This is a genomic window from Duganella vulcania (assembly GCF_009857655.1).
Lineage (GTDB): Bacteria > Pseudomonadota > Gammaproteobacteria > Burkholderiales > Burkholderiaceae_D > Rugamonas > Rugamonas vulcania.
This window is the reverse complement of sequence record NZ_WWCX01000008.1, coordinates 1-15,731: the sequence shown is the minus strand read 5'-3', so window position 1 is coordinate 15,731 and position 15,731 is coordinate 1. Positions and strand designations below refer to the sequence as shown.

The following is a 15,731-nucleotide window of genomic DNA, read 5'->3' as shown; positions in this document are numbered from 1 at the left end:
GGAGCAGTTTTGGAATTGAATAAACAAAGCGACTGGGTCGCACGCAGCCTGCGCAGCGTATGGCATCCGTGCACCCAGATGCAGCACCACGAAACCGTCCCGCTGATCCCTGTGAAGAGCGGCAAGGGCGCGTGGCTGGTCGACCATGAAGGCCGCCGCTACCTCGATGCGATCAGCTCCTGGTGGGTGAACCTGTTCGGCCACGCCAACCCGCGCATCAACGCCGCGCTGAAGGACCAGCTGGACACGCTGGAACATGCGATGCTGGCCGGCTTCACACACGAACCGGTGATCGAGCTGTCGGAAAAACTGTCGGCGCTGACCGGCCATGTGCTCGGCCACACCTTCTACGCCAGCGACGGCGCCTCGGCGGTGGAAATCGCACTGAAAATGAGCTTCCACTCCTGGCGCAACAACGGCAAGGGCGGCAAGCAGGAATTCGTCTGCCTCAAAGGCAGCTACCACGGCGAGACCATCGGCGCCCTGGCCGTGACCGACGTCGCCCTGTTCAAGGACGCCTACGGCCCGCTGCTGCGCGCTTCGCAGACGGTGATGTCGCCGGATGCCCGCAACGCGGCCGACGGCGAAACCGCCGAAGACATGGCCCGCAAAGCCGCCGCCGACGTCGAACGCCTGTTCCTCGAACGCGCCGACAAGATCGCCGCCATCATCATCGAGCCGTTGGTGCAATGCGCCACCGGCATGGCGATGCACGATCCGCTGTACCTGAAGCTGGTGCGCGAACTGTGCGACCGCCACTCGGTCCACCTGATCCTCGACGAAATCGCCGTCGGCTGCGGCCGCACCGGCACCTTCTTCGCCTGCGAACAGGCCGGCGTGTGGCCGGACTTCCTGTGCCTGTCGAAGGGTATCAGCGGCGGCTACCTGCCGCTGTCGCTGGTGATGACGCGCGACGACATCTACCAGTCCTTCTACAGCAACGACGTCACGCGCGGCTTCCTGCACTCGCACTCGTACACCGGCAACCCGCTGGCCTGCCGCGCCGCGCTGGCGACGCTGCAGATCTTCGAGGAAGACGATGTATTGGCATCCAACCGCGTGAAGGCCACGCGCCTGACCGCCGCACTGCAACCGCTGGCGCAGCACCAGCAGGTGCGCAACTTCCGCCAGCGCGGCATGATCTGGGCCTTCGACGCCATCGACGCCACGCCGGACTTCTCGCGCCGCTTCTTCGCCACGGCGGTGGAGCACGAGCTGCTGATGCGCCCCATCGGTGCCACCGTCTACATGATGCCGCCGTATATCCTCAACGACGAGGAAATCGACGGCCTCGCCGCCAACACGCTGGCCGTGTTCAACCAGGTGATGGCGGGCTGACTATGGAAATGCTGAATCAACTCAAGCGCCAGCTGCAAACGCTGGGAGAACAGGACCTGATCCGCACCCGCCGCACGGTCGACACGCCCTGCGGTCCGCGCGTGTCAGTCGGCGGCCGCGAGCTGCTGGCCTTCTGCACCAACGACTACCTCGGCCTGGCCAACCACCGCAGCATCAAGCTCGCGCTGCAGGAAGGCGCGGCGATGTACGGCGTCGGCAGCGGCGCCTCGCATCTCATCAGCGGCCATGGCCGCGCCCACGCCATGCTGGAGGAACGGCTGGTGGAATTCGTCGGCGCCCACCTGGAATCGCCGCGCGCGCTGACCTTCTGCACCGGCTACATGGCCAACCTGGCCATCGTCACCGGCCTGACCGCCGCCGACCGCGACGCCGACATCTTCTCCGAATCGCTGAACCACGCCTCGCTGATCGACGGCGCCCGCCTGTCGCGCGCCAACGTCAAGGTCTACCCGCATGCCGACCTGGAAGCGCTGGCGAAGCTGCTGGCCGCCTCCAACGCCGCTACCAAGCTGGTAGTGACGGACAGCGTCTTCAGCATGGACGGCGACCTCGCGCCGCTGCCGCAGTTGCTGGCCCTATGCGAGCAACACGGCGCTTGGCTGGTGGTGGACGACGCCCACGGCTTCGGCACGCTGGGCGCCAACGGCCACGGCGCGCTGGAGCACTTCAACCTGCGCTCGCCCAACCTGGTCTATATGGGCACGCTGGGCAAGGCGGCCGGCGTCAGTGGGGCCTTCGTGGCGGCGCACGAGACGGTGATCGAAACGCTGATCCAGAAAGCCCGCCCCTACATCTTCACCACCGCCACCCCGCCGGCGCTGGCGCACGCGCTGCTGACCAGCCTCGAACTGCTGGAAGGCGACGAAGGCCGCAGCCGGCGCGCACACTTGCAGGCTTTGGTGGCACAATTGGACGATGGCCTGCGCCTGGAGCGCTGGCAGCGCCTGCCCTCGATGACTGCGATCCAGCCCATCCTGATCGGCGATAATGCCGAGACCATGCGCGCCGGCGCGGCCCTGTACGAACAGGGCCTGTGGGTGGGCACCATCCGTCCTCCGACCGTGGCGCCGGGCACCTCGCGCCTGCGCGTGACGCTGTCGGCAGGCCATAGCAGCATGGAAGTCGCCAAGCTGATAGCCGCAATCAACGCATTGGAAAGGACTTGATATGAGTCTCGACGATCCCGTCATAGCCGTGGTCACACCGCAAACCCAGGTGCAGCCCGCGCCAGCCGCCACCGGCATCCCGCCGCGTTTCAGCTGTTTCGTCACCGGCACCGACACCGAAATCGGCAAGACGCTGGTCTCGTCGGCGATGCTGCACGCGCTGGTGCAGGCCGGCGTGCGCGCCTGCGGCATGAAGCCGGTGGCCGCCGGCGCCGAACTGCGCGACGGCGCCTGGCACAACGACGACTGCGACCAGCTGGCCGCCGCCGGCAATGTCCACCTGCTGCAGTCGATCACCACGCCGTTCCTGCTCAAGGAACCGGCCGCGCCGCACATCGCCGCCGCGCTGGAAGGGGTGACGATTTCGCCGGTGCCCATCCTGGCCGCCTATATCGAAATCAACGCCGCCTCCGACGCCTCGGTGGTGGAAGGCGTGGGCGGCTTCCGCGTGCCGCTGAACGACGATTTCGACACCGCCGACCTGGCCGAGCAGCTCGACCTGCCGGTGGTGCTGGTGGTCGGCCTGCGGCTGGGCTGCATCAGCCACGCGCTGCTGACGGTGGAAGCGATCGAAGCGCGCGGCCTGCGCCTGGCCGGCTGGGTCGCCAACGAAACGCGGGACGACATGGCCTTCGCCGACGAAAACGTCGCCGCGCTGGAGCAGCGCATCAGCGCACCGCTGCTGGGCCGCATTCCGCGCCTGGCCGAACCGAGCGCGCAAGCCGCCGCCGAATATCTCGATTTTACGCAGCTGCCCAACTGGCCAGCTCAGAACAAACTTTGAACGAAGAAGGAAACACGATGTCCCAAAACACCCTCCAGGAACCGAAAACCGTTGAGCTGCACCGTCCGGCGGCCGCCATCACCTTGCCGCCCGCAGCGACCTGGCCGCTGGAAGACGTGATGGCCTTGTTCGACCTGCCGTTCAACGACTTGATGTTCCGCGCCCAGCAAACGCACCGCGCCAACTTCCCAGACGGCGACGTTGAACTGGCCACGCTGTTGTCGATCAAGACCGGCGGCTGCGAGGAAGACTGCGGCTACTGCCCGCAGGCGGCGCGCTACGACACCGGCGTCGAAGCCAAGAAGATTCTCGACATCGACACCGTGCTGGATGCGGCCAAGCAGGCCAAGGACAACGGCGCCACCCGCTTCTGCATGGGCGCCGCATGGCGCAGCCCTAAAGACCGCGACATGGACAAGGTCGAAGAGATGGTGCGCGAAGTGAAGGCGCTGGGCCTGGAGACCTGCGCCACGCTGGGCATGCTGGAAGAAAAACAGGCCGAGCGCCTGAAGGCCGCCGGCCTCGATTACTACAACCACAACCTGGACACCGCGCCCGAGTTCTACGACAACGTGATCTCCACCCGCGAATACCAGGACCGCCTGGACACGCTGGGCCGCATTCGCGAAGCGGGCCTGAAGGTCTGCTGCGGCGGCATCGTCGGTATGGGCGAATCGCGCCTGCAGCGCGCTGGCCTGATCGCTCAACTGGCCAACCTGAATCCGTATCCTGAGTCGGTGCCCGTGAACCACCTGGTGCAGGTGGAAGGCACGCCGCTGTACGGCATGGACCCGCTGGACCCGTTCGAATTCGTGCGCACCATCGCCGTGGCCCGCATCACCATGCCGAAGGCGCGCGTGCGTCTGTCGGCGGGCCGCCGCCAGATGGGCGAAGCGGTACAGTCGATGTGCTTCCTGGCCGGCGCCAATTCGATCTTCTACGGCGACAAGCTGCTCACCACCGACAATCCGGAAGCGGAAGACGACCGCGCGCTGTTGAATAAACTGGGCCTGAAAACCCGTGGCGCCGTGCTGGACTCGGCACCGAAGGAGAAGTGCGGCTGCTGATCCAGCCCGTCGATGCACCACTATAAAAAAACTTCCAGCCACAAGCTGCAAAGAGAGAGACCATGTTCACAAAAATACTGATCGCCAACCGTGGTGAAATCGCCTGCCGTGTGGCCGCTACCGCGCGCCGCATGGGCATCAAGACCGTCGCCGTGTACTCGGAGGCGGACGCCAACGCCAAGCACGTGGCGGTGTGCGATGAGGCGGTACTGATCGGCCCCGCCGCCGCCAAGGAAAGCTATCTGCGCGGCGAGAAAATCATCGCCGTCGCCAAGGCCACCGGCGCGCAAGCGATCCATCCCGGCTACGGCTTCCTCTCCGAGAACGCCGAATTCGCCGACGCCTGCGCCGAAGCGGGCCTTGTGTTCATTGGCCCGCCTGCATCGGCCATGCGCGCGATGGGCTCCAAGTCCGCCGCCAAGCAGCTGATGGAGAAGGCCAACGTGCCGCTGGTGCCCGGCTACCACGGCGAACAGCAGGACGCCGACTTCCTGCACGCGCAGGCCGACAAGATCGGCTACCCGGTGCTGCTGAAGGCTTCGGCCGGCGGCGGCGGCAAGGGCATGCGCGTGATCGAGAACTCGGCGCAGTTCAAGGACGCGCTGGCGTCCTGCAAGCGCGAGGCGATCAGTTCCTTTGGCGACGACAAGGTGCTGGCGGAGAAATACCTCCAGCGCCCGCGCCACATTGAAATCCAGGTTTTCGCCGACACCCTCGGCAACTGCATCTACCTGTTCGAGCGCGATTGCTCGGTGCAGCGCCGCCACCAGAAGGTGCTGGAGGAAGCGCCGGCGCCGAACATGCCGGCCGAACGCCGCGCGGCGATGGGCGAAGCGGCGGTCGCCGCCGCCAAGGCCGTGGGCTACGTGGGCGCCGGCACGGTGGAGTTCATCGCCAACCAGGACGGATCGTTCTACTTCATGGAGATGAACACCCGCCTGCAGGTCGAACACCCGGTCACCGAAATGATCACCGGCACCGACCTGGTGGAATGGCAGCTGCGCGTGGCCGCCGGCGAGCCGCTGCCGAAGCAGCAGCACGAACTGGCCATCAACGGCCACTCCATCGAAGCGCGCATCTACGCCGAGAATCCGGAGAAGGGCTTCCTGCCGTCGATCGGCACGCTGCGCCACATGGAGACGCCGGGCGCGGTCGCCTTTGAACTGGGCGGCGCCGTCAACCTGCCGGCCGGCGTGCGTATCGATTCGGGCGTGCGCGCCGGCGATGCAATCTCGCCGTTCTACGATCCGATGATCGCCAAGTTGATCGTCTGGGGCGCGGACCGCAAGCAGGCGCTGGCCCGCATGGCGCAGGCGCTGTCGCAGTACCAGATCATCGGCCTGGCCACCAACATCGCCTTCCTGAAACGCCTGGTCGAAGGCCAGGCCTTCTCCACGGCCGACCTGGACACGGGCCTGATCGAACGCAATCACGACGCGCTGTTCCCGGCCGCGCACGCGGCGCCGGATGCCGCGCTGGCGCTGGCCGCCGTGTCGCTGATCGAATCCGAGAAGGACCTCTCAGCCGCGCAATCCGGCGCCAACGCCGCCGACCCGTGGGGCCAGGCGCTGGGCTGGCGCATGAACCATCCATACGTGCGCGCGCTGTCCTTCGGCGACGAGTTCGCGGCGGCCAAGCCGTACAGCGTCAATGTCAGCTACCGCGCAGCCGACTGGCTGTTCAGCGTCGGCACGGCTCAGCCGCAGGTACTGAGCCTGATGTCGCAGGACGGCCACGATTTCAGCATCAAGCTGGGCGAGCAGGCCGTGCACGGCACGGTGCGCCGCGACGGCGACATGCTGCACGTGTTCACCAACGGTGCGCACTATCCATTGGCCTACAATGACCCCATGGCGCATGCCGGCGAAACCGAGGCTGAAGGCGGCCGCCTGACCGCGCCAATGCCGGGCAAGGTGGTCGCTGTGCTGGCCGCCAAAGGCCAGGAAGTGAAGAAGGGCGACGCCCTGGTCATCATGGAAGCCATGAAAATGGAGCACACCATCGCCGCGCCGCACGATGGCGTGGTCGACGAGGTTCTGTACGGCGTGGGCGACCAGGTGGCCGATGGCGCCCCACTGCTGGCGTTCAAGACGGCGTAAGGGAGGACATCATGCGTATTCTTTTACATCGCGCGGACGGCAAGACCGAGCCGTGGATCAAGGATTTTGCGAAATACCTGCCGGAAGCGGAAGTCGAGATCTGGCATGCCGGCGAAAAGTGCGAGGCTTGCGACTATGCGGTGGTGTGGTCGCCGCCGGAGGCGATGCTGCCGGACCTGGCGCTGGTAAAGGCGATCTTCGTCACCGGCGCCGGCGTGGACGCGCTGCTGAAGTTCAGCGACGCGCTGCCGCCGCACATTCCCATCATCCGCCTCGAAGACGCCGGCATGGCGCTGCAGATGGCGGAGTACGTGACCTACTCTGTGCTGCGCTATTTCCGCCGCTTCGACGAATACGAGACCCAGGCGCGCGCCGGCCAGTGGCTGCCGCTGCCCCAGTATCCAAAGGAAGACTTCTCGGTCGGCGTGCTGGGCATGGGCGTGCTGGGCACGCGCGTGCTGCAGGCGCTGGCGCCGTTCGGCTTCCCGCTGCGCGGCTGGAGCCGGAGCGAGAAGAGCATGCCGGGCGTGCAGTGCTTCCACGGCGCCGATGGGCTGGACACCTTCCTGCGCGGCAGCCGGGTCCTGGTCTGCATACTGCCGCTGACAGCGGAAACCAACAACCTGGTCAACCGCACCAATATGTGCAAGCTGCCGCAAGGCTCGTACCTGATCAACGTGGCGCGCGGCGCGCACCTGGCCGAGCCGGACCTGCTCACACTGATCAAGTCCGGCCACATCGCCGCCGCCACGCTGGACGTGTTCCGCAACGAGCCCTTGCCGGCGCAGCATCCGTTCTGGCAGGAGCCGCGCATCACGATCACGCCGCACATCTCGGCGCTGACCTTGCGCCGCGAGAGCGTCCAGCAAATCACCGAAAAAATCCGCAAGACCGCGCAGGGCGAAACCGTCGCCGGCGTGGTCGACCGCAAACGAGGATATTGATATGAGCAGTATGCCGAAACAGGTAAAGATCGTCGAAGTCGGCCCGCGCGACGGCCTGCAGAACGAAAAAGAAAGCGTGCCCGCCGAAGTGAAGATCGAGCTGGTGAACCGCCTGACCAGCGCCGGTTTCCAGAACATCGAAGCGGCGTCGTTCGTGTCGCCGAAGTGGGTGCCGCAGATGGCCACCAGCAAAGAGGTGATGGCCGCGATCGCGCGCAAGCCGGGCGTGATCTACTCGGCGCTGACGCCGAACATGCAGGGCTTCGAGGCGGCGCTGGCGGCCAAGGCGGACGAGGTGGTGATCTTCGGTTCGGCCTCGGAGGCGTTCTCGCAAAAGAACATCAACTGCTCGATCGCCGAATCGATCGCGCGCTTTGAAGGCGTGGCGAAGGCGGCCAAGGACAACGGCCTGCGCCTGCGCGGCAGCATCAGCTGCTCGTTCGGCTGCCCGTACCAGGGCGAGGTGCCGCTGGACGCGGTGGCCGACGTGGTGGGCCGCATGCGCGATTTGGGCTGCGACGAGATCGACATCGCCGACACCATCGGCGTGGCCACGCCACGCAAGACGCAGGCGGTGATGGAGACGGCGATCCGCGCCTTCCGCCTGGACGGCTTGTCCGGCCACTTCCACGACACGTATGGACAGGCGCTGGCCAACATCTACGCCAGCCTGGAGCTGGGCATCTCGATTTACCACTCGTCGGTGTCGGGCCTGGGCGGCTGTCCGTATGCGAAGGGCGCCACCGGCAACGTGGCCACCGAGGACGTGCTGTACATGATGCAGGGACTGGGAATTGAAACCGGCATCGACCTCGATATCGTGGTCGACGCCGGCCAGTTCATCTCGCAGTTCCTGGGCCGCAAAGGCGCCAGCCGCGCCGGCAACGCCATCGCCGCCAAGCGCGCTGGTTAAGACGTCACTCGCGTACCAGCTTGTCCGCGACGTACATGCGGTACTGCTTGATACGACCGGTGACGGTGTCGGTCCCCTGGCGCGGTGTGTAGCGCACGCCCGCCACCTCCACCTGCTGACCCAAATCGATGATCAGCTGGTGCGGGTGGCCAGTACCGCCGGCAAACGCCGTGTGCCAGTGGTCCGACGCCTGCCCGTTGATGGCGTTGAGCGCCGAGCCGTCCTCCTTCTTCAACTCCTCGCTGCTGGCGTAGGCGATCGTCCACGATTGCTGGTTGATGGTCTTGCCATCCTTGCCCAGCAGTGAAATCTCGGCCACCGCCGCGTACTGCTTGCCGTCGAAGGCGCTCAGCGATTCAAGGCAGAACTGCTTGCCCTTGACCGGCGCGGCGAACATCACATCCTGCGTCGCGCCGCCGGGCGCGAACTCGCCCGCCTGCGCCGGCACAACGCCCTCCAGCGCCGGCTTGACCGTGCTCGGTGGACGCGCCAGGTCCAGCTCCGGATTGAGCTGGTCGAGTATCGGCTCCGTCAGGCCGGCGATGCGCGCGCTGCGCGGGCCGGTCAGGTCCAGCACCACGATTTCGTTGCGGCCCTTCCTGATCCACGGGCCGGGCAGGTACATGGTCTGCGTCGGTCCGATGCTCCAGTAGCGGCCCAGGCAGCGGCCGTTGATCCACACGATGCCCTGGCCCCAGCTCGACATGTCGAGGAAGGTATCGGCCTGCCGGCTGGCTTCGAAACCACCGCGCCAGAAAGCCGGGCCCTTGGCGCGTCCGCGCTTGAACGACAGCGGTGGCAGCACGCCGTCGGCGTCGAAATCGATGGCGCGGATTTCCCAGTTCTCCACCGCCTGCGCCGCGCCGCCCTTGGCGGTAAAGGTCACCGGACCATGCAGGCCTTTGCGGTCGTGGACCTCCAGCCCGAAGTTAACCCGCGCAATGGTGTACAGCAGGATCTCCACCGTCACGGCCTTGCTGCGCGCCGGCACCGCGACCGAGAAGCGGCGGTGGCGCGTGTCCATCGTTCCCGCCAGCTTGCCGTCGATGTAGACCCAGGCCAGGTCGCGCACCTTGGCGGCTGCCAGCAGGCCCGCAGGACCGGCCGGCAGCTGCACGCGATAGGCGACCAGCCCTCGGCTGATGTCGTACTGCTCGATCGGCTCAGGCGACACGGCCTTGATCGCGCGCGGCGGCAGGTTGGCCAGCACCGGCGCCGATTCGCTCAGCGCGAAGGCGTCGATGCTCATGACGGGATTGCGCGCCGGCGCTTCGGGCAGCACTTCGCCCGCCGCCAGGAAGGGACGCATGCCCTCGCGGTAGGCGTTGAACTTGGCGCCCATCCAACCGGCTTCGCTGATCGGCGCGTCGTAGTCGTAGCTGGTGGTGTCCGGCCGGAAGGGACGGTCGCAACCGCCCCACAGGCCGAAGGTGGTGCCGCCATGCGCCATGTAAAGGCTGAACGAGCCGTTCGCCTTCAGCATGGCCTGGATGTCGACGACGGCGCTGGTGTTGTCGCCACGGCGGTGCGGATTGCCCCAGGTGTCGAACCAGCCGGAGTAGTATTCGCCGCACATCAACGGCGCCTGCTGCACCGCCGCCAGCGCCTTGAAGCCGCCGGCCGGATCGCTGCCGAAGTTGGCCACCGAGAGCATGCCGGCCAGGTGGGTCTTGGCCACCGCGTTGGTCGGATTACACTGGAACAGCGGCACGTCGAAACGCGCATCGAGCAGCGCCTGGCGCAGCACGCGCATGTAGTCCAGGTCTTCGCCGAAGAAGCCGTACTCGTTCTCCACCTGGACCATCAATATCGGCCCGCCCTGCGTCACCTGCATCGGCCCGAGCACGCGGCCGACTTCACGCAGGTAGCGCCGCGCCGGATCGATAAAGGCCGGATCGCGCGTACGCAGGAAGGCGTCGCCCGGATTCTTCTTCAACAGCCACCACGGCAGGCCGCCCATCTCCCACTCGGCGCAGGCGTAGGGGCCGGGGCGCAGGATTACCCACAGCCCTTCCTGCTGCGCGAGGCGGCAGAACTCCACCGCGTCGCGCTGGCCGCTCCAGTCGAACTTCCCTTCGCGCCATTCGTGATAGTTCCAGAACAGGTAGGCACACACCGTGTTCAGGCCCATCGCCTTGATGGCCTTCAGGCGGTGGCCCCAGTACTCGCGCGGCACGCGGGCGAAGTGCATTTCGCCGCAGCGGATCTGGAACGGCTTGCCGTCGATGAGGAAGTCGCTGGCGCCGACCGCGAAGCGCGGCGCCGCTTGTGCGCCGGCGTGGATCGGCAGCAGGGCGCCCCCAGCGGCGGCGGCGGCGCCTTGCAACAGGCGGCGGCGAGGCAGGTTCGCACGCATCATTTAGAACGCCACTCGCAGGCCAACGTTGGCGCGGCGGCCGACATCTTCCAGGGTGAGGAACTGCGATTCGTTGTTGGCATATTCGTGCATCCGCGAGTTGGAGAGATTGATGAAGTCCGCGTACAGCGCCATCTTCGGCGTCAGATTGTAGCGCAGGCTGGCGTCGGTCTGGCCGTAGGCCGCGCGGTTGCGCGGCAGCGTGCTGCCGCCGCCGCAATCGACGGAGAAGTGGTTGCGCCAGTTGTAGCTCACACGTGCCATGAACTTGTCGTTCTCGTAGAACACCGAGCCGTTGTACGACTGCGGCGACAGGCCAGGGTAGCCACAGGCCGGCGCGGTGGCGTCGGATTCGCGGGTGGCGCTGGCGTCCACGTAGGTGTAGTTAGCGGCCACGCCAAAGCCCTTCAGCCACGAGACGCTGTTATCGAAGGCGTACTGGCCGGCCAGTTCCACGCCCTTGATCTTGCCCTCTTGTCCGTTGCGCACGCGGGTGTCGTGGACGATTTCATCGTACTGCGGAATCTTCATGTCGACCATTTTGGTCTCCAGGAAGTTGGAGACATCCTTGCGGAAGATGGCGGCGCTGACGTAGTTGGTCTTCGACAGATACCATTCATACGACAGGTCGTAGTTCTTCGACTGCATGGGCTTCAGGTAGGGATTGCCGCCGCCGGTCTGCACGTCGCCGAAGCGGCCGCCGTAGGAATTGCTGACGCCCATCTGGTTCAGCGTAGGACGGGTCTCGGTCTTCGACGCGGCAAGGCGCAGCATCATGTCCGGCGTCAGGTCGATCTTCAGGTTGGCCGATGGCAGATAGCTGTTGTAGCTGTTGCTGACGGAGTTCACCGCGTTCGGGCCCCAGTTCAGGATATAGGTCGTGTCGTTGGGGCTCTTGGTCGCCGACAGCAGCACGCGGCTGATACCGGTCGACGTGGAGTTCACGTGCACCACGCGCACGCCGGCGTTGGCCGACCAGTGTTCGCCTTCCCATTTCGAATCCAGGAAGAAGCTCGATACCTTCTCCTTCACGCCCCACATGTCAGGCTTGGTGTAGTCGATCGCCATCGGGCCGTTCGGGTACTTGCTCTTGTCCAGGTACAGCGCCGGGTCGTTCGACTGCGCCAGCAGCGACGGCTGGTTCAGGTAGTTCATGTACGCGTACGGATTGAAACTCAGGTAGGCGCTTGGAATCTGCGCGCCATTGCCCAGGAAGTTATCCATCGGCGTGACCGTGAACAGCGACGATGGCAGGGAGACGTGGTAGCCGCTGAAGGCGTTCCATGCGTCGTTGTTCCACTGCGTGCGCTCGACGTTGCGCTGCGAGTGGGCCACGCCGGAATCGATGCCCTTGAAGTAGCCCATCTCGTGGTTCCACGACAGGTTGAAGCGGCCTTCCTGCAGGTCGTCGAGATTGCGGATGTCGCCATACGAGACGGCGTGCGCGCGCACCGCGGTCGGGTCGGCGATGCCGTCGCCGAACACCAGGCCCGGCGTGCTGCCGAAGGTCAGCACGTCGCCGTTCTTCGGCACCATGCCGGCCACGATCCACATGTTCGGCGACTTGGAGGTGGTGCGCGAGCTGGAGATGTCGCCTTCCAGTTTCAGCTCCGGCGCCAGCGCCCATTTGGAGTTCAGGCCGAACGCCTGCGTGGTGGACAGGCGGTCGCCGCCCTTGACGATCATGTCGTTCGAATTGGCCTCGCCCAGCAGCTTGCCGCTGCCGGCCAGTTCCGGATTGTTCGCGTAGAAGATCGAGCCGGGGCGCAGGAAGCTGGTGACTTGGTTATTCGAGTCGGTCTTCACGCCCAGCTGCTGCGGATTGTTCCAGTCGCTGAACGCGATCACGTCGTTCTTCTGGTCGAGGCGCGAGTACAGGGCGTCGGCCGTCAGTTTCCACGTCGGCGACGGGTTGTATTGCACCGTCAGGTTGCCGACCAGGCGCTTGCGGCTTTCATTCTCCTGCTGGAAGCCGTAACTCTGCGGCATGTAGAGCTTCTTGGTGGTCACGTCGGCCATGGTCAACCCCTTGGAGTTGAGGTCGCCGTTGATCATCGAGACGTCGCGGTAGTTCCATGCGTCGTTGACGGCCTTGTTCTGCTTGGAGGCGCGGTCGGTGTAGGAGAGCGAACCGGTCACGCCGAAGGTGCGGTTCTCGTTGGCGAACGAGTACATGCCGGCGATGTTGGGCGTGTTCTTCTTGGAGTTGGTGTCGTACGAGTCCGAGACGTTGACCACCGACGAGTGGCCCAGCTTGCCCGACAGCGGGCGCGCGGTCTGGATGTCCACGGTCGAGCCGATGCCGCCCTCCGGCAGGAAGGCTTGCGAGGTCTTGTAGACCAGCGCTTTCGAGATCAGGTCGGAGGACAGCAGGTCGAAGGAGAACTCGCGGCCGCCGGTGTCGCTGGTCATGGTGCGGCCGTTGACCAGCACGTTGTTGAATTCCGGCCCGAGGCCGCGCACGGAGATGTAGCGGCCTTCGCCGTTGTTGCGCTGGATCTGCACGCCGGTGACGCGCTGCAGCGATTCGGCGATGTTCGTGTCCGGGAATTTGCCGGCGTCTTCGGCGGAGACCGCGTCGACCACGCCGTCCTGCAGGCGCTTGGTGGTCAGCGACGACGACAGCGAGGCGCGGATGCCGCTGACCACCACGGTCGCGCTGGTGTCGAGCGGCTTGGCCTCGCCGGCGGTTTGCGCCGACGCGCCCGTCATCATCAACATTTCGGCGATCAGGGCGGCTATGACCGTCTTGGAAGTATTCATTTTCATTGTGTCTCCGTGCTCTTATTAGGAATGAATGAATGTGCGAAGGCCTGCCTGGTGCGGCATATAGCTCTGGTTTTGGACAGCAGGCGCTCGCGCGATGCGGCGAGCTAGCAGGCGATGGGGCGGCTGAACTTGGTCGAATGCATGGTCTCTCCGTAATTTTCTTATGCGCGTTTTGCCCGCGCTCATTTCATATTACGTAAGAGCTCGCTTGCCAACCAATTGCGTATTCAATCGAATCTATGATCAATTCGTATAGCTCGATGAACCGTGGGGGAATAAAAAAAAGACCCAAGAGCCGAAACTCTTGAGTCTTTTTTTCTGAAACTGGTCGGAGTACAAGGATTCGAACCTTGGACCCCCTGGTCCCAAACCAGGTGCGCTACCGGGCTGCGCCACACTCCGAAGAAGCAAGATAATACAAGCTGGTTCAGTATCCGTCAAGTGCCACTATGAAATCAGTATCGACCATGGCGAAATTTTTTCAATGTGAGATTATGGCGGTGTGAATAAATTATCTAAAAAGCCATGAGCGCGACCTTGACTTCATTCCAGCCCACCCCGATGCGGCGGCCAAGGATCATTGCGGGCATCGCCGTTTCGCTGGTGTTGCATGCGGCGCTGATCTTCGGCTACCGGCTGGCGGCGCCCACCGCGCCGGAACCGACGCAGCCGGCCAAGGCCATGACCGTGTGGCTGCGGCCGGCCGAGCCGCCCAAGCCCATCGTCGCCAAGGTGGAACCGCCGCCGAAGCCGGAGCCTGCCCAGCCGCGCAGACGCGAACGGCCGCAGGTGGCGGAGCGCGCCAGAGCGCCGGCCAAGGCGGAGGTGGAGGTGGAGGCGCCCGCACAGGTCACGGCGCAGGCGATCACGCTGCCGGCGCCGGCCAGCACGGCGCCCGATCCGCTGCACCCGGAACTGCAACCGAAGAAATTCGACATGAACGCGGCGCTGAAAACAGCCCGCAAGGAAGCCAACGCCAAGGATCCGGCGCGGGCGGGCCTGCCGGTGGCCCAGCTGGATGATCATCCGCTGTATCCAGAGCAACGCGAATCCAAGCTGGGGCGCGACATCCAGGGCGCCACCCGGCCCGACTGCCGGAAGAGCAGCGGCGGCCTGCTGGCGCCGCTCATCTGGATGCTGGACAAGAAGGACAGCGGCTGCAAGTTCTGATCAGTCGCCGCCCTTGAGTTGCAGCGCGCGGTCGTACAGCGCGTTCTTCTTGCGGCCGGTGATCTGCGCCGCCAGGTTGGCGGCCTGCTTGACCGAGCACTCGGTCAGCAGGATCTTCAGGATGCGCTCGGCCTCCACGTCCTGCTCGTCCTCGGCGGCCGGCGCGCCGGCCAGCAGCACGACGAATTCGCCCTTCTCGCGGTGCGGGTCGGCCTTGATCCAGGCCTCCGCCTCGGACAGCGGGCAGCGGTGGATTTCCTCGAACATCTTGGTCAGCTCGCGCGCGAACACCACCTGGCGCTCCGGCTCGAACACCGCCGCCAGCGCCGTGGCGCAATCGAGGATGCGGTGCGGCGCCTCGTAGAACACCATCGTGGCGGTCACCGCGCGCAGCGTGGCGAGGAAGTTCTCGCGCTGCTTGGCCTTGGCCGGCAGGAAGCCGACAAAGTAGAACTGATCGTTCACCAGCCCGCTGGCCGACAAGGCCGTCACCGCCGCCGACGCGCCCGGCAGCGGCAGCACGCGCAGGCCGGCCGCGCGCACCGCGTCGACGATGCGCGCGCCCGGATCGGACACGGCCGGCGTGCCCGCGTCCGACACCAGCGCGATGCGCTCGCCGGCCTGCAGGCGGGCGATCAGCGTTTCCGCCACTTCGCGCTCGTTGTGCTGGTGCGCCGCGATCAGCGGCTTGTGCAGGCCGAAGCGGGTCATCAGCTGGGCGGTGTTGCGGGTGTCCTCGCAGGCCACGGCATTGACCAGGCTCAAAACGTGCAACGCCCGCAGGCTGATATCCGTCACATTGCCGATCGGGGTCGCCACGACGTACAAGGTTGCGCTAGGATAGGTCTGGTGCGCCGTTTCGCCCATCACGGGCAGAGTGGCGATGGAGCTGGATTCTTGTGCGGTCATTGTGGGGGTAGGATGAATAGTGTGAAGTTGTCGCTGCTGTGTGCGGCCGCGGCGCTGGTGAGCGCGTGCAGCACGCCGTTCTGCAATGCGCCCGGGGGATTGTGCGCGCCCGGCTCGTCAAATACAAGTGTCGCGCCCGCCGCGCTGCCGCCGCCGGCCCCCGCGCCGCTGCCCAAGCCACCGCCCGAGCCGACG

12 protein-coding genes and 1 tRNA gene are annotated in these 15,731 nt (G+C 65.6%); 8 read left to right on the top strand and 5 right to left on the bottom strand.

The features are described 5' to 3' along the window. Positions 1–9: 9 nt before the first annotated feature. From bioA to GTP90_RS07930, 7 genes are all read left to right on the top strand, one after another. Positions 10–1,338: an adenosylmethionine--8-amino-7-oxononanoate transaminase gene (gene bioA / locus GTP90_RS07960; RefSeq protein ID WP_161082997.1), complete on the top strand. Its 1,329-nt coding sequence runs from the start codon at positions 10–12 to the stop codon at positions 1,336–1,338. Between the two features lie 2 nt (positions 1,339–1,340). Next, complete coding sequence (bioF, locus tag GTP90_RS07955; protein WP_161082996.1) at positions 1,341–2,525, top strand: 8-amino-7-oxononanoate synthase; 1,185 nt, start codon at positions 1,341–1,343, stop codon at positions 2,523–2,525. 1 nt (position 2,526) lies between these two features. After that, positions 2,527–3,309 carry a dethiobiotin synthase gene (gene bioD, locus GTP90_RS07950; protein ID WP_161082995.1) on the top strand — a complete coding sequence of 261 codons (783 nt, stop codon included), beginning with the start codon at positions 2,527–2,529 and terminating at the stop codon, positions 3,307–3,309. Positions 3,310–3,326: 17 nt separating this feature from the next. Beyond that, positions 3,327–4,376, top strand: a complete 1,050-nt coding sequence (gene bioB / locus GTP90_RS07945) for a biotin synthase BioB (RefSeq protein WP_161082994.1) — start codon at positions 3,327–3,329, stop codon at positions 4,374–4,376. A 62-nt stretch (positions 4,377–4,438) separates the two neighbouring features. After that, a complete protein-coding gene (locus tag GTP90_RS07940) occupies positions 4,439–6,475 on the top strand; it encodes an acetyl/propionyl/methylcrotonyl-CoA carboxylase subunit alpha (RefSeq protein ID WP_161082993.1) in 2,037 nt (678 codons plus the stop codon). An 11-nt stretch (positions 6,476–6,486) separates the two neighbouring features. Continuing rightward, on the top strand, positions 6,487–7,419 hold the full coding sequence (locus tag GTP90_RS07935) for a 2-hydroxyacid dehydrogenase (protein ID WP_161082992.1): 933 nt from the start codon (positions 6,487–6,489) through the stop codon (positions 7,417–7,419). A gap of 1 nt (position 7,420) precedes the next feature. Continuing rightward, positions 7,421–8,332 carry a hydroxymethylglutaryl-CoA lyase gene (locus GTP90_RS07930; RefSeq protein WP_161082991.1) on the top strand — a complete coding sequence of 304 codons (912 nt, stop codon included), beginning with the start codon at positions 7,421–7,423 and terminating at the stop codon, positions 8,330–8,332. 4 nt (positions 8,333–8,336) lie between these two features. On the opposite strand, the gene GTP90_RS07925 is transcribed toward GTP90_RS07930, so the two are convergent. The 3 genes from GTP90_RS07925 to GTP90_RS07915 form a co-directional block, all read right to left on the bottom strand. Continuing rightward, complete coding sequence (locus tag GTP90_RS07925) at positions 8,337–10,691, bottom strand: beta-galactosidase (protein ID WP_161082990.1); 2,355 nt, start codon at positions 10,689–10,691, stop codon at positions 8,337–8,339. Further along, positions 10,692–13,457 carry a TonB-dependent receptor gene (locus GTP90_RS07920; protein WP_161082989.1) on the bottom strand — a complete coding sequence of 922 codons (2,766 nt, stop codon included), beginning with the start codon at positions 13,455–13,457 and terminating at the stop codon, positions 10,692–10,694. It abuts the gene before it with no gap. 325 nt (positions 13,458–13,782) lie between these two features. Next, positions 13,783–13,859 (bottom strand) — tRNA-Pro (locus tag GTP90_RS07915). A 135-nt stretch (positions 13,860–13,994) separates the two neighbouring features. Between GTP90_RS07915 and GTP90_RS07910 the strand changes: the two genes are divergently transcribed. Next, positions 13,995–14,627 (top strand): hypothetical protein, encoded by a 633-nt coding sequence (locus tag GTP90_RS07910; protein WP_161082988.1) that lies wholly within the window; start codon positions 13,995–13,997, stop codon positions 14,625–14,627. Here GTP90_RS07910 and rsmI read toward each other — a convergent pair whose 3' ends face one another. Together rsmI and GTP90_RS07900 are read right to left on the bottom strand one after the other, a co-directional pair. After that, positions 14,628–15,536, bottom strand: a complete 909-nt coding sequence (gene rsmI, locus GTP90_RS07905; protein ID WP_161082987.1) for a 16S rRNA (cytidine(1402)-2'-O)-methyltransferase — start codon at positions 15,534–15,536, stop codon at positions 14,628–14,630. It abuts the gene before it with no gap. After that, a partial coding sequence (locus GTP90_RS07900) for a hypothetical protein (protein WP_161082986.1) occupies positions 15,533–15,731 on the bottom strand: 199 nt, incomplete at its 5' end. The genes rsmI and GTP90_RS07900, both read right to left, overlap by 4 nt.